The organism is Megasphaera massiliensis, assembly GCF_036305205.1.
GTDB classification, from domain to species: domain Bacteria; phylum Bacillota; class Negativicutes; order Veillonellales; family Megasphaeraceae; genus Megasphaera; species Megasphaera massiliensis.
This window is the reverse complement of sequence record NZ_JAXIXE010000045.1, coordinates 58,788-80,969: the sequence shown is the minus strand read 5'-3', so window position 1 is coordinate 80,969 and position 22,182 is coordinate 58,788. Positions and strand designations below refer to the sequence as shown.

At 48.3% G+C, this 22,182-nt stretch carries 14 protein-coding genes, 1 tRNA gene and 1 riboswitch; all 15 genes read left to right on the top strand.

From position 1 onward, the window contains the following. Positions 1-1,307 precede the first annotated feature (1,307 nt). The 15 genes from UCI88_RS10180 to UCI88_RS10110 all read left to right on the top strand — a co-directional run bounded on the left by UCI88_RS10180 (position 1,308) and on the right by UCI88_RS10110 (position 22,083). Complete coding sequence (locus UCI88_RS10180; protein ID WP_256179466.1) at positions 1,308-3,890, top strand: type I restriction-modification system subunit M; 2,583 nt, start codon at positions 1,308-1,310, stop codon at positions 3,888-3,890. Beyond that, positions 3,883-7,641, top strand: a complete 3,759-nt coding sequence (locus UCI88_RS10175; protein ID WP_302356978.1) for a type I restriction endonuclease subunit R, EcoR124 family — start codon at positions 3,883-3,885, stop codon at positions 7,639-7,641. The genes UCI88_RS10180 and UCI88_RS10175 overlap by 8 nt, the downstream gene beginning before the upstream one ends. A 47-nt stretch (positions 7,642-7,688) precedes the next feature. After that, complete coding sequence (locus UCI88_RS10170; protein WP_044503036.1) at positions 7,689-8,618, top strand: site-specific integrase; 930 nt, start codon at positions 7,689-7,691, stop codon at positions 8,616-8,618. Positions 8,619-9,234: 616 nt separating this feature from the next. Then, positions 9,235-10,068, top strand: a complete 834-nt coding sequence (locus UCI88_RS10165) for a DUF4357 domain-containing protein (RefSeq protein WP_256179469.1) — start codon at positions 9,235-9,237, stop codon at positions 10,066-10,068. 280 nt (positions 10,069-10,348) lie between these two features. Next, positions 10,349-10,425, top strand: a tRNA-Val gene (locus tag UCI88_RS10160). Positions 10,426-10,717: 292 nt separating this feature from the next. Further along, positions 10,718-11,590, top strand: coding sequence for a Rossmann-like and DUF2520 domain-containing protein (locus UCI88_RS10155; protein ID WP_256179470.1), 873 nt, complete (start codon positions 10,718-10,720; stop codon positions 11,588-11,590). Beyond that, the gene (gene panB / locus UCI88_RS10150; protein ID WP_044503032.1) at positions 11,583-12,422 is read left to right on the top strand and encodes a 3-methyl-2-oxobutanoate hydroxymethyltransferase; all 840 of its coding nucleotides are present in this window, start codon (positions 11,583-11,585) and stop codon (positions 12,420-12,422) included. Before UCI88_RS10155 ends, panB begins: the two co-directional genes overlap by 8 nt. A 281-nt stretch (positions 12,423-12,703) precedes the next feature. Continuing rightward, positions 12,704-13,522: a transketolase gene (locus UCI88_RS10145; protein WP_256179471.1), complete on the top strand. Its 819-nt coding sequence runs from the start codon at positions 12,704-12,706 to the stop codon at positions 13,520-13,522. Continuing rightward, positions 13,519-14,454, top strand: coding sequence for a transketolase family protein (locus tag UCI88_RS10140; protein ID WP_044503030.1), 936 nt, complete (start codon positions 13,519-13,521; stop codon positions 14,452-14,454). Before UCI88_RS10145 ends, UCI88_RS10140 begins: the two co-directional genes overlap by 4 nt. A gap of 182 nt (positions 14,455-14,636) precedes the next feature. After that, on the top strand, positions 14,637-16,088 hold the full coding sequence (locus tag UCI88_RS10135) for a nicotinate phosphoribosyltransferase (protein ID WP_044503029.1): 1,452 nt from the start codon (positions 14,637-14,639) through the stop codon (positions 16,086-16,088). Positions 16,089-16,221: 133 nt separating this feature from the next. Next, complete coding sequence (gene larE, locus UCI88_RS10130) at positions 16,222-17,055, top strand: ATP-dependent sacrificial sulfur transferase LarE (protein WP_044503028.1); 834 nt, start codon at positions 16,222-16,224, stop codon at positions 17,053-17,055. Between the two features lies 1 nt (position 17,056). Further along, positions 17,057-17,704: an endonuclease III gene (gene nth, locus UCI88_RS10125; protein WP_044503027.1), complete on the top strand. Its 648-nt coding sequence runs from the start codon at positions 17,057-17,059 to the stop codon at positions 17,702-17,704. 73 nt (positions 17,705-17,777) lie between these two features. Then, positions 17,778-17,876: riboswitch (SAM riboswitch) on the top strand. A gap of 85 nt (positions 17,877-17,961) precedes the next feature. Next, positions 17,962-19,278: a branched-chain amino acid transport system II carrier protein gene (locus UCI88_RS10120; protein ID WP_256179472.1), complete on the top strand. Its 1,317-nt coding sequence runs from the start codon at positions 17,962-17,964 to the stop codon at positions 19,276-19,278. A gap of 111 nt (positions 19,279-19,389) precedes the next feature. Next, positions 19,390-20,802, top strand: a complete 1,413-nt coding sequence (locus tag UCI88_RS10115) for an aldehyde dehydrogenase family protein (RefSeq protein ID WP_044503025.1) — start codon at positions 19,390-19,392, stop codon at positions 20,800-20,802. A 24-nt stretch (positions 20,803-20,826) separates the two neighbouring features. Next, on the top strand, positions 20,827-22,083 hold the full coding sequence (locus UCI88_RS10110; RefSeq protein ID WP_256179473.1) for an NAD(P)-dependent malic enzyme: 1,257 nt from the start codon (positions 20,827-20,829) through the stop codon (positions 22,081-22,083). Positions 22,084-22,182 lie beyond the last annotated feature (99 nt).

Genomic DNA, 22,182 nt, shown 5'->3' with positions numbered 1-22,182 from the left:
CTGACCTTTGGAAAACGTCAGAGTACCGAAATCCCCGTAAGGGGACTGAAACCTAGGACTACCATGAAAATTGAAAAATTGCCGTTCCTCGTCAGAGTACCAAAATCCCCGTAAGGGGACTGAAACATGCCCCCGAACAACTCCAGAATCTTAAGCATTAACGTCGCATTACCAAAATCCCCGTAAGGGGACTGAAACACGTCGATAATGGCGTTGTGTGGGCAGTTAGCTCACGGGTCGTAGTACCCGTAAGGGGACTGAAACGAGACCATGACAAGACGGCTGCGCATATTCAGAACAAGGTCAGAGTACCAAAATCCCCGGATTTAACTAGACTCCTTTTAGGAAAAGGAGTTTGTGCCATCGGGGGACTGAAACAGGATTGTCTTGATATTCCGCGGCTTTCCGGGTTTATCAGTAAGAGTACCAAATCCCCGTAAGGGGACTGAAACTCCGGCAACGGCGCATAAGTGGCAGAAATCGTCATCGTCAGAGTACTAAAATCCCCGTAAGGGGACTGAAACTTTACAAACCACGCAACTTCTTCGACGGCTTTATCGGATAAGCCAGAGTACCAAAATCCCCGTAAGGGGACTGAAACGTTCAGTTGACCAAGACATGCGATCTGTGTTGTTGGCAGTCGCATTACCAAAATCCCCAGGTCTAAATTGACTCCTTTTAGAAAAAGGAGTTTGTGCCATAGGGGGACTGAAACAAGCTTTCGCCGAACAAGTTTGACCAGCTCAACCGTCGCATTACTAAAATCTCCAGATTTAATTGGACTCCTTTTAGAAAAAGGAGGTAATGCTATAGGGGGACTGAAAACTGAATCTTGCATGAGAAAAGCCGATATAGGGCATCTTTTAGGGATGTCTTGTATCGGCTTTTGTTAGGTTGTTTTATTCTGTTTGTAAGAATACTTTTGGAATGATAACTTACTTGTCTTCTAAAAACTCTAACTTTGTCTCCAAAGATATTGATCCTCATGGAAAAGACATAGCTGCTTTCGTATAAAAACGTAAAACGACCTTTAAAGGCAAATAAGATCATCGTTTGACTCTGAATAAACAGGATGTTCTGTGACTTTGTCATAGGATATCCTGTTTTCATCCTATTGTTACTGACGGATGAGTGATGATACGGACTCCTGTCGGTGTTTCTTTTCTAAAGGATGGAATGATGATATACTATTTATTATGCAGGATAATCGTTAATAATAAGGAATATTACGATGATAACGGCACTTTATTGAGATTAGAATCAAACGTTTGACTATTGAACGAATATATAGTAAGGAGTATACTTCAATGAATAAACAACAGCTGGCTGCGAAAATATGGGAATCTGCAAACCGTATGCGGTCGAAAATCGAACCTAATGAATATAAAGACTATATCCTTGGCTTTATCTTTTATAAATATTTGTCTGATAAGGAAGAGCAGTGGCTTCTGTCCCAAGAATATACGAAGGAAGATATTATAAATTATGTAAATGAAGAGGATTTCGAAACGGTTCGTACTGTTCAGAAAAATCTCGGGTACTTTATCTCCTATAAAGATCTCTTTTCAACTTGGATTCACTTAGGTTCTGATTTTTCTGTAGACAATGTGCGTACCGCATTATCTTCCTTTACTCGTCTCATTTCTCCTTCTCATAAAAAAGTATTTGAAGGGATTTTTAATACCCTCGAGACGGGACTTTCCAAGCTGGGTGAAAACACTAAGTCCCAAACCAAATCTGTTCGTGATCTGGCGCATCTCATTGATGAAATCCCTATGCAGAAAAAACAGGATTATGATGTATTGGGCTTCATTTATGAATATTTGATCTCAAACTTTGCCGCCAATGCCGGAAAGAAGGCAGGGGAATTTTATACACCCCATGAAGTTTCTCTCCTCATGTCTGAAATTGTGGCCAATCAACTGAGAGGCAGAGAAAACATCAAGATTTATGATCCGACGAGTGGCTCCGGCAGTCTTCTTATCAACATAGGCCAGACGACGGCAAAATATATGGAAGATAAAAATCGTATTCGCTATTATGCACAGGAACTAAAGTCCAATACTTACAATCTGACCCGGATGAATCTTGTTATGCGCGGTATCTTGCCGGATAATATCGTGACTCGCAATGGAGATACCCTGGAAGATGACTGGCCGTATTTTGAAGACTCCGATCCGGTCGGGACGTATGATCCACTCTATGTGGATGCTGTCGTTTCTAATCCGCCCTATTCTCAACGCTGGGATTCGTCTGGAAGAGAAAATGATTTACGCTATTCCAGGTACGGCTTTGCGCCTAAGTCTAAAGCTGATTATGCATTTTTACTGCATGATCTCTATCACTTGCGGCCTGATGGTATTATGGCAATCGTCTTGCCTCATGGGGTTCTGTTCCGTGGCGGTGAAGAAGGACAAATTCGTAAGAACCTTATTGAACAGAATAATATTGATGCGATTATCGGACTTCCGGCGAATATCTTTTTCGGTACAGGGATTCCAACCATTATTATGATATTGCGGCAAAAAAGAGAAAATACAGATGTCCTTGTAATCGACGCCTCTAAGGGATTTACAAAGGAGGGAAAAAATAATAGATTGAGGCCTTCTGATATTCGCCGTGTCGTGGATACAGTGAAAGGACGGCTGAGTATAGAAAAATATTCCCGCTTGGTCAGCCGTGATGAAATTAGGGCCAATGACTATAATTTGAATATTCCGCGTTACGTGGATTCTTCGGAAGAGACGGGAAGTTATGATATTTACGCTTCCATGTTTGGCGGGATTCCTGTGAGTGAACTTGCTGTCCTAGATTCTTATTGGGAGGTTTTTCCATCTCTTAAAGAAAATCTCTTTACCGGCGATGATGAATATGTTTCTGTGAAGAATGAGGACATTAAAACAACGATTCGGAATAATCTTGATGTTCAGAATTTTCTGGGACGTTTTCACAGTCGATTTGCTGATTTCGGGGAATATTTGGATAAAAATCTGATTGATCAGTCTTTGTCGCTCTCTATCCCTAAAATGGAGGAACAAATTGCTTCAGATCTTTTTGATCATTTTTCGGGTATTCCGATTTTAGACCCTTACCAGGCGTATGAAAGTTTTGAAGAAAAGTATAGCATCATCTCTGGAGACTTAGAGCTCGTTCAGTCAGAAGGAATAGATACTTTTAAAAAAGTTGATCCCAACATGGTTGTAAAGAAACAAAAAGGGAAAGAAGTTGAGGTTCAAGAGGGGTGGAAAGGGCATGCATTTGAATTCGAGTTGGTCCAAGAATTTTACCTTTCTGAGCAATTGAATGCATTGTCGAAAAAACGCGATGAGCTCGCTGAAATTCCCCATGCTTATGAAGAACTGATTGAGACTTTGAGTGAAGACGATAAAAACACTATTAGCGATGCTTTGAATGAATCAAATGATGAGTTTGTATTCAAGAATATAAAAGGTGTCATAAAAGTACTCAAGGAAGATGAAGCGGACAACAAGGTATTGATTCAAATTCTTAAGAGTGCTCAAAGTTTGAATGACAAGGAAAAAAGTCTAAAAAAACAAATCAAAGAAGAAGAAACTTCGTTGCATCTTTTGACAAAAGAGACGATTGAAAACTTTTCTGATGAAGATGTACGGCAGCTTCTTCATAAAAAATGGGTTACCCCGATTGTAAATAACATCGCCGCTCTTGCTGATGCCATGATTGACGATTTTACGAAACGAGTGGAATTACTGGCACAAAAATATTCTGTCACTATGAAGGATATTGAAGACGATATTAGACGTACGGAGAAATTACTATCTTCTATGCTATCGGATCTGACCGGGTCTGATGCCGATATGGCGGGAATCCGAGAATTACAAAAATTGATAGGTGGTGAAACTGATGAATAAGACGAAAAAACCACGCATTCGCTTTAAAGGCTTCACTGATGATTGGGAACAGCGTAAGTTAGGAGACATTGCCACATTTATAAACGGGAGAGCGTATTCTCAAACTGAATTATTAGATGAAGGAAAATATAGAGTTTTGCGTGTAGGGAATTTCTATACAAATGACTCGTGGTACTATTCTAATATTGAACTTCCAGAAAGATATTATGCAAATGACGGAGATTTATTATATACATGGTCTGCTACTTTTGGCCCTCATATTTGGCACGGGGAAAAAGTCATTTATCATTACCATATTTGGAAAATTGAGTTAGCTAATACTGGTAAGAAACATTTTATGGTTCAATTACTTGATAGGGATAAAGAGGCGTTATTGGCAGGGCATAATGGCTCAACAATGATTCATATTACAAAGTCAGGGATGGAGCAAAAACATGTAATGATTCCAGTCGATGCCACGGAACAAGATAAAATAGGTGTGTTTTTCACGTATTTAGATAAAACCATTACCCTTCATCAACGAAAGCTGAATTTATGGAAATTTTGTAAGAATAGGAGTAAAGTTATGGATGATTTTGATAAAGAAGTAGATTTTGAAGCGGCCTTGATTACTGCATTGCAGCGTTACGGTTGGGGACAGGATGTCATTAAGTATCCGACAGAAAAAGAATTGATTCAAAACTGGGCGAATATTCTTTTTGAAAACAATCGGAGTATCGACCGCTTGGGTGATTTTCCTCTTGTTCAAGAAGAAATCGATGATCTTCTGGAACAAATCAATCGTCTTCGGACTCCTTTGGCTTTAAACGGCTTCATCAATGGGAAAACTGTATCCATAACTCGAAAAAACCCTAAAGATACCTTGCACTATGGCAAAGAAGTAAGCTTGAAAATCTATGACCGCATGGAAATTGCCGCCGGACAAAGTCGCTACCAGATCGTTCAACAACCTCGATTTGCCCGTCACGAAAAAGTATTGCAAGACCGACGCGGTGACTTGATGTTACTGATTAACGGCATGCCTGTTTTTCATATCGAACTGAAGAAGTCCGGTGTTCCCGTAATTGAAGCGGCCAATCAAATTGAAAAATACGCTCATGAAGGGCTTTTTACTGGCTTTTTCTCTCTTATCCAGATTTTTGTGGCAATGAATCCGACCGAGACTTTGTATTTTTCGAATCCGGGCCCCGATGGACGGTTCAATCCAGATTTTTATTTCCACTGCGCAGATTTGAATAATGATCCTATCAACGATTGGAAGCGTGTTGCCGAGCTGCTTTTGTCAATTCCCATGGCTCATCAGTTAGTCGGGTTCTATACCGTTGCAGATGATGCTGACGGGGTTTTGAAAGTCATGCGGAGCTACCAATATTATGCTGCCAATAGGATTTCTGACCGTGTGGCTAAACATGACTGGGAAGAAGGAAATCAGCTTGGGGGTTATATTTGGCATACAACGGGATCTGGCAAGACGATGACTTCCTTTAAATCAGCTCAGCTTATCGCAGCTTCGAAAGATGCGGATAAAGTCGTATTCTTGATGGATCGGATTGAACTTGGTACACAGTCGCTCAAGGAATATCGGGCTTTTGCCGATAATGCCGATGACGTGCAGGAAACAGAAGATACGGTCACTCTGATAAGCAAGATGAAAAGCAATGATCCTAAAAATACCTTGATTGTTTCTTCCATTCAGAAGATGAGCAATATCAAAGACGATGCAGAAGTTAGCATGAAGGCAAAAGACCTTGAGGCCATGAAATCTAAACGTCTCGTATTTATTATTGATGAATGTCATCGTTCTACCTTTGGCGAAATGCTTTCCACTATTAAGGCGACATTCCCCCATGCGCTCTTTTTCGGATTTACGGGAACGCCTGTATTCCGTGAAAATGAAAAAGTTATGACGACGACGGCTGATATTTTTGGTGATGAATTGCATCGCTATAGTATTGCAGATGGTATTCGTGATAAAAATGTTCTCGGCTTCGACCCCACGATGGTAATGGTCTATAAAGACAACGAGTTGCGAAAGAAAGTTGCCTTGCAGGAATCCGGGGCAAGTTCTGAGGAAGAGGCTGTAACGAATCCAAGTATGAGCAAGAAGTACTATCATTTCATGTCGCCATCTGAAGTGCCCATGGCAGGACAACGCCAGGAGGACGGAAAATACCTGAAGGGGATAGAAGACTATGTAGGAGATGAAGCCTGGCAGACCGATGAATATGAATGGGCGATAGTCGATAATATCGCCGAAAACTGGTTGACCCTGTCAAGAAATCATAAATTTCATGCTTTATTTGCTACCAGCAGCATTCCGGAAGCTGTCCGTTACTATCGTAAATTCAGGGAAAAATATCCCAAACTGAAAGTAACCGGGCTTTTTGATCCGACGATTGATAATCAAGGTGGAAAACGTTCGCTTGATAAAGAAGACGGACTAAAAGCGATGCTCGAAGATTATAATAAAACCTTCGGCCAGTGCTTCGATATCGGCGGATACGCTAAGTTTAAAAAAGATGTATCGGCAAGATTGGCCCACAAGAAGCCCTATGAACGAGTCGAACCTGAAATGCAGTTGGACTTGCTGATTGTCGTCAATCAAATGCTGACCGGCTTCGATTCTAAGTGGATTAACGTCCTTTATTTGGATAAGGTTTTGGTTTATCAGAATTTAATCCAGGCATTTTCGCGTACTAACCGGCTTTTTAACATCAATGAAAAACCGTTTGGTTCCATTCGTTATTACCGAATGCCTCATACGATGAAGCGGAATATTGAAGACGCTGTGCAGCTCTATTCCGGCGATCGTCCCCAAGGTCTTTTTGCGGACCATCTGCCTGATAATGTTCGCCATATGAATGTAACTTTTGCCGATATGGTAGATATTTTTAAAAATGCCGATGTCCCGGCTATGGATAGATTACCGGAAGATCTTCCTTCAAAAGCAAAATTTGCCAAACTTTTCCGTGAATTTTCTACCTATTTGCAGGCGGCAAGAATTCAGGGCTTTACTTGGGATAAGACTGAATATTCTTCTATCATTGATGCAGAAGATACGAGCAAGGAAGAAATCATTCATCTGCTGCCGACGGAAGAACAGTATAATATCCTCCTTCAGCGGTACAAAGAATTGCGCAAACCTGATGATGGAAATAGAGGGGATGATGATGACATTACCTTCCCCATCGATCCTTATCTCACCGAACAGAACACGGGGGTTATTGACAACGACTATATGAACTCTCGTTTTGAAAAGTGGAGAAAACAACTGAGCGATCCCAATGCGGATCCGGCTGCTGTAGAAGCGACGCTGACGGAACTCCACAAATCGTTTGCCTTCCTCTCACAGGAAGAACAAAAGTATGCTAACCTCTTTCTTCACGATGTACAGACCGGGGATGTTTGCTTTACGGAAGGCAAGACTTTCAGAGATTATATTGTAGAGTACGCTAGCAATGCAAAGAGACGGCAAGAACGGAGACTTTCTGACTCCCTTGGCTGTTCTGAGGAGCTCCTGCAAAAAATGATGGATGCTCATGTAACAAAAGATAATTTGAATGAATACGGGCGGTTTGATGAATTGAAAGCGACGGTAGTAAGAGAAAAGGCCCAAAAGTATTTCACGAAAGTCGATGGGAAAAGCTTACCTCCATTCCGCGTGAATAACCGCGTGGATGAACTGCTCACTAAGTTTATCCTCGAAGGCGGGATTGACATTCCGGATCCGGATGAAGAAGAAAAATCGTAAATAATTAATGGCCTCCAATCCTTCATCGGCGTAGGGAGGAGGCACTTATGGCAATTGAAAACAGATCAACGGATTATTTGAAGGATTATTACCGAAACTGGATTGCTGTGTATAAGGAAGGCGCTATTCGCAGTGTGACCCTTTCTAAGTACCGTATGAGCCTTTCTTGGCTGGAGCGTCTGGCTCCGAATCTTAGACTTTGCGATGTGACGCGGGTGGCCTATCAGCAAATCATTAACGAATATGCCAAGGAACATGAACGTCAGACAACCATGGATTTTCATCATCAGTTAAAAGGGTCAATCCTTGATGCTGTTGATGAAGGTCTTATCCCTCGCGATCCGACCAGAAAAGTTATTATCAAAGGAAAAGCCCAGTCCCAAAAGAAAATCAAATATTTGAATCAGTTTGAACTTCATACGTTATTGAAAAGCCTGAATCTCGGGAATGAGGTTAATTGGGACTGGTTTATCCTTTTGGTTGCCAAGACGGGAATGCGTTTTTCAGAAGCCCTTGCAATCACTCCGGCTGACTTTGACTTTGCCCATCAGACACTTTCTGTCAGCAAAACATGGGATTATAAAAATGGGGGAGGTTTTTCGCCGACAAAGAATAAGTCTTCTGTCCGAAAAATTCAAATTGATTGGCAAGTAATTATGCAATTTGCTTTTCTTGTTAAAGATATGCCGCCGGATAAACCGATTTTTATCACCAAGAAAAAGGTATATAATTCTACTGTAAATGATATCCTGGAACGTTGCTGTAAGAAACTTGAAATTCCTGTAATTTCTGTTCATGGACTTCGTCATACCCATGCATCTATTCTGCTTTTTGCCGGGGTTTCCATTGCAAGTGTGGCACGGCGGCTTGGGCATGCCAGTATGACGACTACACAGAAAACATATCTGCATATTATACAGGAACTTGAAAATCAGGATATAGATCTTATTATGCGATCATTGTCTAATCTTATGTAACTAGTAAATGAGACTGCGCCGATGGAGGATTTTATACAAAAATCGACAGGCGGTTCAGTTTTTATTTAGCATTGTATATAGTAGCAAGAATTAATGATATTAGTGATATCAAGAGCTCTTTCAACAGATTCATCAGCGTTGCTGAGCTTTATTAATTATGTCGGCCTAATATACCGGTTTATTGATTTGTTTATGTATAACCCGTATAATGTTTTTAGCGATAGCCATGCGCTGTTTTAAAGGATTTTTACGGAATTCTTTATGACGTTCTTAAGGTATTTCATGTATATGACTTTTATATACTGACGATAATAAATGATATGGAATGATAATTTACACTAAAAGGTGTACAAGAATTCATAGGTGCAGGTCCCGAAATTATCGACATCTGCAGGAAAACTATTTTTTATAAGTTTGTGTATTAACCTTATGAAATCCTCCGGATATGGCTATTCATGTATATTGGCTTCTTGTAGTGAGAATTTTATTTTTGAAATTAACGAAATGCTCGAACAGAAGAGGATAAATCCTTAGGCAGCGATTCTGCAATTTCATACTCTAGTTATTCATAGAAGCAAATCAGTCTAAGCAACATAATTCAAGGAGTGATTGTTCAATGCGCGGCCTAAAAATATATTTAGCGGATGGTACTTATGAGGGTACCGTTACGATGAGCAGCGATTCATCGAAAATATCCGTAATTAAAGTCAAAAAAGAAAATATAAAGGACTATGAAAATGAATTAAATGGGCCGGGTATTTATTTGCTCCTTGTTGCATCCGATGCGGTGTATGTTGGACAGACGGGATTGGATACGATTCAAAGAAGAATTTTGAATACGCATTCAGGCGACATCGATTCATCGTGGCATACTGTTTTAGGATTTAAATTTACAGATTTTAATATCAGTAGTAATGAGCTGCAATTTATTGAAAATGCCATGTGTGAATATGCACATAATCACTTTAAAAAGTGCTTGACTACGAGTCCTACAAAGATGAATTGTACGAGGGCGTTTAGGAAACGACATTATCATCTTAACGGGGGACAGATACATACTTGCGAAAATTATATTCAAGATATCGAATTTTATCTGGATGTATTTCCTAATGGGATTTTCGGCTATACGCACAGTAAATCAGATATAGAAATTCTTCATCTTGCGGGAAGACAAGTCGCGGCAACGGCTTACATTGCAGGGAATCGCTTTGTCGTGTGCAAGGGTTCCGGGTTCAGTGCGGTAGAACGCCCGTCGTGCCCTAATTCTATCCATAACCGTCGAAGAATGCTGATCACTGAGAACAAAATTAAAAACGGATGCTTCGTCGAGGATGTAGCCTTCGACAGCCCTTCTACTGCGGCCGCCTGTGTCGTCGGAGGGAGTGCGAATGGCCGAATTATGTGGCTGTATCCGGATGGTCAGAGCATTAGGGACAAAGATAGGCAATGAATCTTGGGGCAGGTACGATTGGGGACAGATGATATTTTTTAGTGCAGGCGTGATAGTGATGAGAGGGGCAGTGAAACTATCTATGTTGAAGCCTCCTCGGCGTGAAAGTTGAAATAATGGTTAGAATTAAGACCTTCAGATATTGCAGGCCAGTCTGTGGGTAATGTCTGAAGGTGTATTTACTCTACGATTGACCTCTAAAATAAAAATAATCAAAAGGACTTGCCAAGACATCGAGGATGCGTTATAATAATAAAGTCGCATGACAAATTCATATTGAGGGCGGTTAGCTCAGTTGGTTAGAGTATCTCGTTGACATCGAGGGGGTCGATGGTTCGAATCCATTACCGCCCACCAAAGCAAACATATCCGAATGTGGCAGGAATGCCGGTTCGGATATGTTTTTTTTTTGCTTCAAAGATGAATGTCTATTCCTAAATGATATTGGTAAAGTTTTCACAAATAGTGTATTCTGTAGTTGTAACCGGGATTGGACGGAATCCGTGGGATCCGTACCGCATATTGTCTCTGTTACGCATTTTAATTTCATAGCATGTCGCTTGGATCGAAAGACTGGGACGAAATTTGTAGACGTAGGCTTTTTGTGCGCATTCCCGGGTGGAATGCGCTTTTTTTGAGGGAGTACATCATGCGTTTAGGGATTATCGGTGCCGGCAGAGTCGGCACTTCTTTTGTTTTAGCCATGCCTTCGGCCGTTGAAGGTATTCTTTGTTCTACAAAAGAACATACGACGCAGCGGGCGCAGTCCCTTCAGGTCAAGGCCTATTCCGACGGGGCCGATCTTCTTCGGCACTGTGATGTCCTGCTGCTGACGGTACGTGACGATGTGATCGGGAGCGTTGCCGGGGCGCTGGCAGAGGCTCTTTCCGGGGATGACGGGGCTTGTGATACGGTTATCCTTCACTGCAGCGGGGCCATGGATTTGTCTTCTCTTGAGCCGTTGTCGGCCTTGGGATTTTCGGTGGGCAGCCTTCATCCGCTGCAGAGCTTTGCCGCACCGTCGGGAGATTTGCTGCGCCATATTTATATGGCTGTCGACGGCGATGACCGGGCCAAGGAAGCGGCCCTTTCGCTGGTGACGTCTCTTGACAGCAAGCCTCTTTTTGTGCCGCCGGAAGAACGGGTCCTCTACCACGCCGCTGCTTGTTTTTGCTCCAATTACGTCGTGACGGCTGTCGCTCTCGGGCAGCGGCTCATGCGGCGCTGGACGGAGACGGACAAGGAGGCTGCACAGTCGCTGATGCCTCTCCTTAAGGGGACGGTAGGAAACCTCGAAGGCACCGATCGCTGGCAGAAGGCCTTGACCGGGCCTGTTTCTCGCGGCGATACGGGGACGGTGGCCAAACACCTGGAAGCCATGCCGGCCGATTTGGTGGGGCCTTATTGTGCCTTTAGCCGGGCCGCGGGAGAACTCTCTTTAGAAAACGGAACGATTACGGAAAACCAGTATGAAGTACTGAAAGAAATCCTTGCGATGGCGGAAGGAGTTCACAATGAATAAGAAAGTAACGAATCTGACCATCAAGAAAATGAAAGGGGAAGGGACGCCCATTTCCATGATTACGGCTTATGACTATGTCATGGCGCAGAACGTCGACGAAGCCGGTATCGACATGATCCTCGTCGGTGATTCTTTGGGCAATGTCGTCATGGGTCATACGTCGACCCTGCCGGTCACTATGGACGATATGGTCCATCATACGGCAGCTGTCGTCCGCGGGACGAAGCGGGCTTTGGTCGTCGCCGACATGCCTTTCATGAGCTATCAGGAAAGTGTCTGCCAGGCCCTTCACAATGCCGGACGGTTGATGAAGGAAACGGGCTGTGATGCCGTAAAATTAGAAGGCGGCGCCAGTGTCTGTGAAGCTGTCAAAGCCATGACGACGGCAGGCATTCCCGTCGTCGGCCATATCGGCCTTACGCCGCAGTCGGTCCATCAGCTCGGCGGCTACCGCGTGCAGGGGAAAAATGCCGAAACGGCGAAACGCTTAATTCAGGAAGCCTTGGCCCTAGAAGAAGCCGGTGCCTTTGCCATCGTCTTGGAATGCGTACCGACGGATATTGCAGCGGAAATTACGAAGGCCTTGAAACAGGCGGCCACTATCGGGATCGGTGCCGGCAATGTCTGCGACGGTCAGGTCTTGGTTTGCACGGACCTCCTCGGCATGAGCGGCGGTTTCCGTCCGAAGTTCGTCAAGACCTATGCCGACCTCCATCAGACCATCGTCGATGCCGTCGGTCAGTACATCAAAGACGTACAGGATCGGAGTTTCCCCAATGAGGAATATAGTTTTGCTGTCGATCCGGAAGTCGTCAAAGCCATGAAGGAGTAGTCGATTTTACAATTGCTGAGAAAGCCTTGTCTTTTCTGACAGGGCTTTTTTTGCGTTTTGGAGATGGGGGAGAGGCCCTTGCGATACTTGCATAAAGCGGCTTTGGGCCGTTGATTGCGATTGACTTGCGTATCTAATCATTGTACAATTAATTGAAGAAACGGAAGCGAATAACTGAGGTCGTTTGTCCGAACGCACGCGTACCGCCTGCCCGATGAAAGGGGAGTACTGCGGCGTTTTTTTCTTAATCGACCTGTATATTATTAGGAGGCTATGCGTTCATGAGGCATGATCTACGCGACGTCTGTATGCAGATACGGCGGGATACCGTGCGGTCTATTTACCGTGCCGGGTCGGGCCACCCGGGCAGCTCTTTATCGGCTGTCGAAATTATGGCCACGCTCTATTTTACCGATATATTTACGTGTTTTCCCGACAGGCCTCATGCGCCGGAACGGGATCGTTTCGTCTTGTCGAAGGGCCATGCGGCGCCGGCTTTTTACAGCACCCTGGCCCATAAGGGCTATTTCCCCTTGGAATGGCTCGATACGCTGCGGACCGTAGGAAGTCCCCTTCAGGGCCATCCTAACCTGCAGAAGCTGCCCTGTCTCGACTGTGCCGTCGGTTCTTTGGGGCAGGGCCTGTCCATTGCCAACGGCATGGCTTTGGGCTTGAAGCGAAAGGGGCAGATGCAGCAGGTATTCTGTCTCATCGGCGACGGCGAGCAGCAGGAGGGCCAGATCTGGGAAGCGGCAGCCTTTGCCGGCCAGCACCATTTGGACAACGTCTGTCTCATCGTCGACTGCAACGGCTTGCAGCTCGTCGATTCCATGGCCGGCATCAAGGATATGGAGCCTATGGATGCCAAGTGGGACAGCTTCGGCTGGCATGTCCTGCGCGTCGACGGCCACGATACGGACGCCCTCTATGATGCCTACGGGGAGGCCAAGGCCCGCACGGATAAACCGACGGTCATCCTGGCCAAGACGGTCAAGGGCAAGGGTGTTTCTTATATGGAAAACCAGGCCGAATGGCACGGGGCTGCGCCCGATGAAGCCCAGTACGAGCAGGCTATGAAAGAATTGGAGGTGCGGTCATGAACCGAGTACCGATGCGTGACGGCTATGGCAAGGCCCTCTTAGAATTATGCCGCCTTCACGATGACGTCATGGTCCTCGACGCCGACGTGGCCAAGTCGACGCGGACCGAATGGATTCGCAAGGAATTCCCGGATAAATACATCAATGTCGGCATTTCGGAACAAGATCTCGTCGGCACGGCAGCCGGCCTGTCTTTGACGGGCTTCGTCCCCTTTGTGTCGACGTACGGCGTCTTTTTGACGGGCCGCGGCTGGGGACAGATCCGCAACACGGTCTGCTATAATAAATTAAACGTCAAGCTCGGCGGCGCTCACGCCGGCATTTCCGTCGGTCCCGACGGAGCGACCCATCAGGCTCTCGAGGACATCGCCCTCATGCGGACCATTCCCAACATGACGGTCATCACGCCCTGCGACTGGTGGGAAACGTACAAGGCGACACTGGCTGTCTATGACATTCAGGGCCCGTCGTACGTCCGCTTCGGCCGCAATCCGGCACCGGTCATTACGTCGGAAGACACGCCTTTTGACCTCTATAAGGCGGCTGTTTTCCGCGACGGAACCGATGTGACCCTCTTTGCCAACGGCCTCATGGTCCATGAAGCCTTGGTGGCGGCAGAAGCCCTTGAAAAGGAAGGGATTTCGGCCCGCGTCGTAAACGTCCGCATCGTAAAACCCCTCGACGTCGATACGATCTGCACCTGTGCGGCTGAAACGGGGGCAGCCGTCGTCTGCGAGGAACATCAGATCATGGGAGGCCTGGGCGGTGCCATCTGCGAAGCCTTGGCCCAGCATCATCCCATTCCCGTCGAACTGGTCGGCATTCAGGACCGCTTCGGCGAATCGGGGAAGCCCGATGATTTATTGAAGGCCTATCATTTATCGGCCGAAGACGTCATCGCCGCTGCCCGCAAGGTTATGAAAAGAAAATAATGACCAAGCTGCTCATCCTGTATGAATCGGAAGAGCAGCTTGTTTCATATCCGGCATACATAAAGGGCTGTCATGCTAAGTTTGTATAACATTTTGAAAAGCATGCAAAATCGGTAATTGATTATCTCTTTTGGACTAACTGATGTATAATAGGTATAACATCTTTTTGGAGGCGAGTTATTTTGTACACGAAAGCGTTGTTGACAGACCTGTATCAGTTGACGATGATGCAGGGCTTATTTTTTGAAGGCAAGCACGAGCAGCAGTGCGTGTTTGACCGCTATTATCGCAGTAATCCTTTTAAGGGAGGCTATACGGTCGTCGCCGGCTTGGAACACCTCATCGACTATGTGGAAAACATCCACTTCAGCGACGATGATTTGGCGTACTTGAAGAGTACCGGCTTTTTCCGTCAGGAATTCCTCGATTATTTGAAGGAACTGCGCTTTACCGGCGATATTTATGCCATGCCCGAAGGCACCGTCGCCTTTCCGCAGGAAGTCCTCCTTCGCGTCCAGACCAAGAAGGACGAAGCCTTGCTCTTGGAAACGTGCATGTCCATGATCATGAACCATGAAAGTCTCATTGCCACGAAAGCTCGCCGCGTTCGGACTGTTGCCGGCAATGACAATCTTATGGAATTCGGCCTGCGCCGCGCTCAGGGCAAATCGGCCGGTGTCTACGGCGCCCGTTCGGCCATGATCGGCGGTTTCAACGGGACCAGTAACGTCCTGGCCGGGGCCAGATTCGGCATGCCCGTCTTAGGGACCATGGCCCACAGCTGGGTCATGAGCTTCTCGTCGGAACTGGAAGCCTTCCGTCACTATGCCGAACAGTATCCCAACAACCTCATTTTGTTGGCCGATACGTATAATACGTTGAAGCAGGGCGTTCCCGATGCCATTACGATCTTCAAGGAAATGAAGGCGGCCGGAACCCTGCCCAAGGTCTACGGTATCCGCCTCGACAGCGGCGACTTGGCTTATCTTTCGAAGGAAGCCCATAAGATGTTTACCGCTGCCGGTTTCCCCGATGCCATCATTGCAGCGTCGAACGACCTCGATGAAAACCTCATTTCCGAATTAAAAGCCCAGGGCTGCGCCATCAATTCCTGGGGCGTCGGCACCAACCTCATCACGGCTAAGGACAGCCCGTCCTTGGGCGGCGTCTTCAAGCTCGTCGGCCAGTACGACGACGGCAAGTTCGTACCGAAGATCAAGATGAGTGACAATGCCGAAAAGATTTCCAATCCGGGCCTCAAGAACGTCCTTCGCGTCTATGACAAGAAGACGGGCAAGATGAAGGCTGACATCATCATCCTCGAAGGGGAAAGCATCGATGAGTCGAAGGATCTGCTCTTAAAGAGCGACAAGGCTCCCTGGCGTTTCCGGACGATTCCGGCCGGGACCTACCGCGTTCAGGAAATGCTCATCCCTATCTTTAAAAAGGGTGAATTAGTCTATAAAAAACCGAATCTCAAGGACATCATGACCTATGCCGATGAACAGATTCAGACCTTGTGGCCTGAATACCTGCGGCTGGTCAATCCGGAAGAAATGTGGGTCCAGCGCAGCAGCAAGCTGTCGGCCCTGCGGGATGCCGTGTTGAAGGAAGAATCGGCTCATTTCTTCTAAGCCGGCCATTGAGGGGACGATGGCCGAACAGGGAGGCTCTTTCTGCTTTCCTTTCCGCGGCGGCTCTTTGGGGCCCTCTCGGGAAGAGGGGAGAAGGCGCCTTTTCTGCACTATTGTATAAGGGGGAATCCTTATGGTTTCAACAGATACGCGCAAGAAATATGAAAAACTGCAAGATATATTAAAGTCGCTGGGCAGTGTCGTCGTCGGCTTTTCCGGCGGCGTGGACAGTACTTTTTTGACCTATGCCGCCCATGAAGCGCTGGGTGATAAGGTCCTGGCCATTACGGCCGTATCGGCCACCCTGCCGGGGAGTGAAGCGGCTGATGCCAAGGCCATGGCGGAATTCATCGGCGTCGAACACCGGTTGGTCAATTCGACGGAGTTCGACGATCCGACGTTTGTGGAAAATCCGCCGGAACGCTGCTATTACTGTAAGAAGATCCGCTTCACGGCCTTGGTGAACCTAGCTAGGTCCGAAGGCTATCAGTGGGTCATCGACGGCGGCAATGTCGACGATCTCGGCGATTACCGGCCGGGCATGAAGGCCCTTAAAGAGCTGTCTGATTCGGTCCGCAGTCCCATGATCGAAGCCGGCTTAGACAAGGCCGATATCCGGGCCCTGTCCAAGGAATTCGGTCTCCAGACCTGGAATAAGCAGAGTGCCGCTTGTTTGGCCAGCCGCGTTCCTTACGGCGTCCGCCTGACGCCGCATCTCCTGGCTCAGATCGATGCTGCCGAAGCCGCTGTGGCTCCTTACGTTCAAGGGTCGCTGCGGGTCCGCTATCACGGCGACGTAGCCCGTATCGAAGTGGGCTTAGACGAGATCCCGTCGGTGTTGGCCCATCGCCAGGAAATCGTCCGGGCCATTAAGGATACGGGGTTCTCCTACGTTACCCTCGACCTTGGCGGCTATGAAATGGGAAGTCTCAATGATGTCATCGATACCGATGAGGAAGTAAAGTGATATGGCTGTTACCAAGAAAGTAAAAGATGAAATGCTCCAGCGTTTCCAGGATCAATACGGCATCATGAAGCCGGCCCTGCACTACAATTCGCCCTTTGAACTGATGATTGCCGTCATCTTGTCGGCTCAGTGCACGGACGAACGGGTCAATATCGTGACGGCCGGCCTCTTCCCGGAATATAATACGGCAGAAAAGATGCTGTCCCTCGGCCTCGACGGCCTCGAAGAAAAGATTCGGACCTGCGGCCTTTATCACAGCAAGGCCAAGAATATCCTGGCCAACTGCGCCATCCTCTGTGAAGACTATGGCGGTGAAGTACCGCAGACTTTTGACGAATTGGTGAAACTGCCCGGCGTCGGCCGCAAGACGGCCAATGTCCTGGTCAGTGTCTTGTTCGACATTCCGGCCATCGCCGTCGATACCCACGTCTTTCGCGTATCCAATCGGCTCCAGCTGGCCAAAGGCAAGACGCCCCTTGAAGTCGAAAAGGGACTGCAGAAGGCCATTCCCAAGGAATGGTGGAGCCGGGCTCATCATTGGCTCATCTGGCACGGACGACGGGTCTGCAAGGCCCGAAAGCCTTTATGCGACGAATGCTTCCTCTCTGATTTATGCCCGGGAAGTCAAAATAAGCCGTCGAAGAAGTAATTTTGTTAAAAAGTTATTGACAAACAGCGAAAAGTTTTATAAAATACTACCAATACATACAAAATTTCATACCGCAATATCCAGAGCAGCTGAGGGATGGGCCCGATGACGCTGCGGCAACCTGCCAATGGTAAGGTGCCAATTCCTACAGGCTATTCCTGAAAGATATGATGTGAATTGAGGCGCAGCTTGAGGGCAGCGCCTCTTTTTTGTATGATGCACTTATTCTTTATGATGGGGTTGGGGGGACTTTTCTTATGAATGATTCCAGCAGACAGACGATTCGGAAACGGGATGTCATCATCCTGGGCTTTGCTTTTTTTGCCACCTATTTCGGGGCCGGCAATCTTATTTTTCCGCCGCACTTGGGGCTCAACAGCGGCAGTGATTTCTTGTCGGGCCTGGCCGGTTTGACCTTGTCGGGGATTTTCCTGCCTATTTTTACGCTCATCGTCATCGGCCTCAACGGCGACGTCCATACGATTACGGACAAGGTCGGAAAATATACGTACCGGATTTTATTGGCGGCTTTGATGCTGGTCTGTACCTTCGTGTCCATTCCGCGGACGGCGGCGACGGCCATCCAGCTCGGTGTACAAGGAAATTTTCCGGCAGCGCCCATGATTCCTTTAGTCGTCCTTTATTTCCTGCTCTGCTACTTCTTCGTCGCCGACCCGCATAACGTCATGGACCGCATGGGCAAGTATTTGACGCCGGCCTTGGCCTTCATTTTGGTGGCCATCGCCATTGCCGGGATTTTCTTCCCCTTGGGGACGCCGGCGGAACCTGCCGCAGACAATCCCTTCGTCAATGCCTTCCTCGGCGGCTACAATACGGGCGACGTCCTGGTCAGCTTCATCATGGCTGCCGTCTTCCTCAGCTCCATTCGCGGCAAGGGCTATACGGGCGTCGGCCAGCGCAATAAGGTCCTCATCTACTGCGGCGTCGTCTCCTTCGTCCTGCTGCTCATCATCTACGGCAGCCTGCTCTACATGGGGGCCAGCGTCAGTTCCTACTATCCCCAGTCCATCGGCCGGGCTGAACTCTTGGTAGCCATCATCCACCGCATCGGCACCTGGGTCATGATTCCCATGGGCATCGCCGTCGTCTTGGCCTGCCTGACGACAGCCATCGGTCAGATCGCTGCCGTTGCGGAATTTACCAGCACGACTTCCGGCAGCCGTGTCAGTTATAAACAGGCGGCCGTCGCCTGCTCGATCCTCTCGGCCCTGACGGCCTTCCTCGGTGTCGACGGCATCGTCACCTACATCGGCTGGATCTTCGGCGTCGCTTATCCGCCGTGCCTGGCCTTATTGGTCTTAGGCATCGTCGGTCCCTTGCTGCCCAATCAGTGGGCCTATAAGGGTTCGGTCTACTTGGTCACGGTCTTCGCCTGCTTGGAATCCCTGCCGGGCCTTAGCAGCCTGGCCGTTGCCAAAGCCATCGTCGCTGCCGTTCCCTTGTCGGCCTACGGCTTCGGCTGGATCGTTCCCTTTGTCGTCGGTCTTGTCGGCGGGTCTGTTCTGGGGCATTTCGCGTCGGAATCGGAGGCCTTGGAAGTCGAGGCAAAATAATGGTAAAGGCATTGTACTTAAATTTTTCAGAGTACGATGCCTTTTTTGTTGCACAATGGAGAATTTCTATCTATAATGGTAGCATAAATCAGCGCAAAGGAGGTTTTTTTCATGGACTTTAAAAAATTGTATATCGATGGCCAGTGGGTAGCTCCCTTATCCGGCCAATACATCGACGTTGAAAATCCGGCGACGAAGGAAGTTTTCACGACCGTTGCCGCTGCCGGTGAACAGGATGTCGCCGCGGCCTCAGCTGCTGCAGCCAAGGCCTTTCCTGCGTGGGCGGCAAGGCCGATGGAAGAACGAATTGATTTTATGAGAAAATTGCTTAAAGAGCTCATTCAGTTTGAACCGCAGATGGTCGATGCCACCGTCAAGGAATTGGGCATCCCCGTTTCCTTCGTTAAGACCAATCACATCGCCTACCAGTTCGTACGGACCCAGTCTTATATCGACTTGGCCCCGGACCTGCCCTTAGTCGAAAAACTGCCCCAGTCCGTCGTCTACCGCCGTCCCTTAGGGGTCATCGGCTGCATCACGCCGTGGAACTATCCTTTGGGCCAGGTTATCCAGAAAGTCATCCCGGCTATTTTAGTCGGTGCTACGGTCGTCTTAAAGCCCAGCCAGTCTACGCCGGTAACGGCTTATTATTTGGCCGAAGCCTTTGATCGGGCCGGCTTCCCGAAGGGCGTCTTCAACTTCATCCCCGGCCGCAGCGGTGAAATCGGCAACGCTATCTGCGACGACCCCAATATCGCCATGATATCCTTTACGGGTTCGACCAAAGCCGGTATCAAGGTCTCCCAGCGGGCCTTGGCTTCTATGAAGCGCATCAGCATGGAATTGGGCGGCAAATCACCCTTTATCATCCTGCCCGGGGCCGACTATGAAAAGGCCGTCCGCATGTGCTTCAATTCGCTCCTGCTCAACAGCGGCCAGACCTGCACGGCTCTGTCGCGGCTGATCATCCCGAAGGAAGCGAAAAAAGAAATCGAAGACATCATCCTCAAGGTCCTGCCGGAATATAAGGTCGGCGACCCGACCTTGGAAACGACGAAAGTCGGCGCTGTCGCTTCGGCAGAACAGTGGAAGATCGTCGATTCGTACATTGCCAAAGGCATCGAAGAAGGGGCGACGGTCCTGGCCGGCGGCCGTCCGGAAGCGCCTGAAAAGGGGTACTTCATCAATCCGACGGTCTTTACCGATGTGACCAACGACATGACCATTGCCCAAGAAGAAATCTTCGGGCCCGTCCTCTGCGTCCTCACTTATGACAGTGTCGACCAGGCCCTGGCCATTGCCAACGATACCAAGTACGGCCTCAACGGTGCCGTCTGGGGTCCCGATAAGGAAGAAGCGACGAAGGTTGCCGAAGGCATCTTGTCGGGCAACGTCTACGTCAACGGCAGCCCGCGCGACGTCACAGCGCCTTTTGGCGGCTTTAAGGACAGCGGTCTCGGCCGTGAAGGCGGCAAAGACGGGATGCTCGAATTTACAGAACCGCAAGCTATTTTTAACGCATAAACTATTGTAGAGGAGTTTTTTGACATGAATTTTGATGAACAAGCCATGAAGATCCGCCGAGGTAAACAGGGGATTCTCGAAACCTTCCCTCGGGCCGTCTTACAGACCAACGACGATTTGAGTGTACTCTACACGCCGGGCGTTGCCCAGCCGTGCCGGGAGATCACCAAAGATCCGGATCTGTCCTTTGACCTGACCTGCCGGGGCAATATGATTGCCGTCGTATCGGACGGGACCCGCGTCCTCGGTTTGGGCGACATCGGCCCGGAAGCGGCCATGCCGGTCATGGAAGGGAAATCTATCCTGTTCAAGGTATTCGGCGGCGTCAATGCCGTTCCCATCTGCCTGGACACGAAGGATCCGAAGGAGTTCATCGAAACGGTCAAGCGCCTGCAGCCGTCTTTTGCCGGTATCAACTTGGAAGACATTTCATCTCCGAAATGCTATGACATCGAAGAAACGCTGAAGCGCGAAATGGACATCCCCGTCTTCCATGACGACCAGCACGGTACGGCCATCGCCGCCTTAGCCGGCGTCATTGGAGCCCTGCGCTTCGTCAAAAAGGACCTCAAGACGGCCCGCATCGTCATCAACGGTGCCGGTGCTGCCGGAGCTTCCATCGGCCGCCTCTTGGTCCGGGCCGGTGCCGAAGACGTCACCATGGTCGACCGTCCGGGCATCCTCTATGCCGGCATGGAAGGCCTCAATCCCGTCCAGGCTGCGTTGGCAGACGTGACCAACAAGGCGAAGAAACAGGGGACCCTGGCCGATGCCGTCAAGGGCACCGACCTCCTCCTCGGTGTTTCGGCACCGCATATTTTCACGAAAGAGCTCATCGAATCCATGGCTTCCGACGCCGTCGTCTTTGCCATGGCTAACCCTATTCCCGAAACGGACTACGCCTCGGCCAAAGAAGCCGGTGCCAAAGTCGTCGGTACGGGGCGGTCCGATGCGCCTAACCAGATTAACAACGTCATGGTATTCCCGGGCATCTTCCGCGGAGCTATGGCCGTCCGGGCCCGCAGCATCAACGAGGATATGAAACTGGCCGCAGCCTATGCCATCGCCTCCTTAGTTTCGGACGACGAACTGGCTGAAGACCACGTCATTCCCAATGCCTTTGACGAACGGGTAGCTCCGGCCGTCGCTGCAGCCGTTGCCAAAGCGGCCATGGACAGCGGCGTCGCCCGCATCACCCGCAATCCCGAAGACATCCGCCGGGAAGCGGCCGAAACGATTGCCAAGTTCCGCGCCGTGTCGGAATCGGTCAACGGCCACTAACGTTATGATGATCATGAGCCGTCTTTTGAGACCTTTGTCTTGAAGGGCGGCTTTTGTTTGTCTTTGGCAGAACGACATTGCATACCGACCTGATTTCTA

Excerpts from the sequence above, each read along its gene's own strand:
- UCI88_RS10180 (WP_256179466.1), top strand. The coding sequence starts at position 1,308 with ATGAATAAACAACAGCTGGCTGCGAAAATATGGGAATCTGCAAACCGT.
- UCI88_RS10175 (WP_302356978.1), top strand. The coding sequence starts at position 3,883 with ATGAATAAGACGAAAAAACCACGCATTCGCTTTAAAGGCTTCACTGAT.
- UCI88_RS10170 (WP_044503036.1), top strand. The coding sequence starts at position 7,689 with ATGGCAATTGAAAACAGATCAACGGATTATTTGAAGGATTATTACCGA.
- UCI88_RS10165 (WP_256179469.1), top strand. The coding sequence starts at position 9,235 with ATGCGCGGCCTAAAAATATATTTAGCGGATGGTACTTATGAGGGTACC.
- UCI88_RS10155 (WP_256179470.1), top strand. The coding sequence starts at position 10,718 with ATGCGTTTAGGGATTATCGGTGCCGGCAGAGTCGGCACTTCTTTTGTT.
- panB (WP_044503032.1), top strand. The coding sequence starts at position 11,583 with ATGAATAAGAAAGTAACGAATCTGACCATCAAGAAAATGAAAGGGGAA.
- UCI88_RS10145 (WP_256179471.1), top strand. The coding sequence starts at position 12,704 with ATGAGGCATGATCTACGCGACGTCTGTATGCAGATACGGCGGGATACC.
- UCI88_RS10140 (WP_044503030.1), top strand. The coding sequence starts at position 13,519 with ATGAACCGAGTACCGATGCGTGACGGCTATGGCAAGGCCCTCTTAGAA.
- larE (WP_044503028.1), top strand. The coding sequence starts at position 16,222 with ATGGTTTCAACAGATACGCGCAAGAAATATGAAAAACTGCAAGATATA.
- nth (WP_044503027.1), top strand. The coding sequence starts at position 17,057 with ATGGCTGTTACCAAGAAAGTAAAAGATGAAATGCTCCAGCGTTTCCAG.
- UCI88_RS10120 (WP_256179472.1), top strand. The coding sequence starts at position 17,962 with ATGAATGATTCCAGCAGACAGACGATTCGGAAACGGGATGTCATCATC.
- UCI88_RS10115 (WP_044503025.1), top strand. The coding sequence starts at position 19,390 with ATGGACTTTAAAAAATTGTATATCGATGGCCAGTGGGTAGCTCCCTTA.
- UCI88_RS10110 (WP_256179473.1), top strand. The coding sequence starts at position 20,827 with ATGAATTTTGATGAACAAGCCATGAAGATCCGCCGAGGTAAACAGGGG.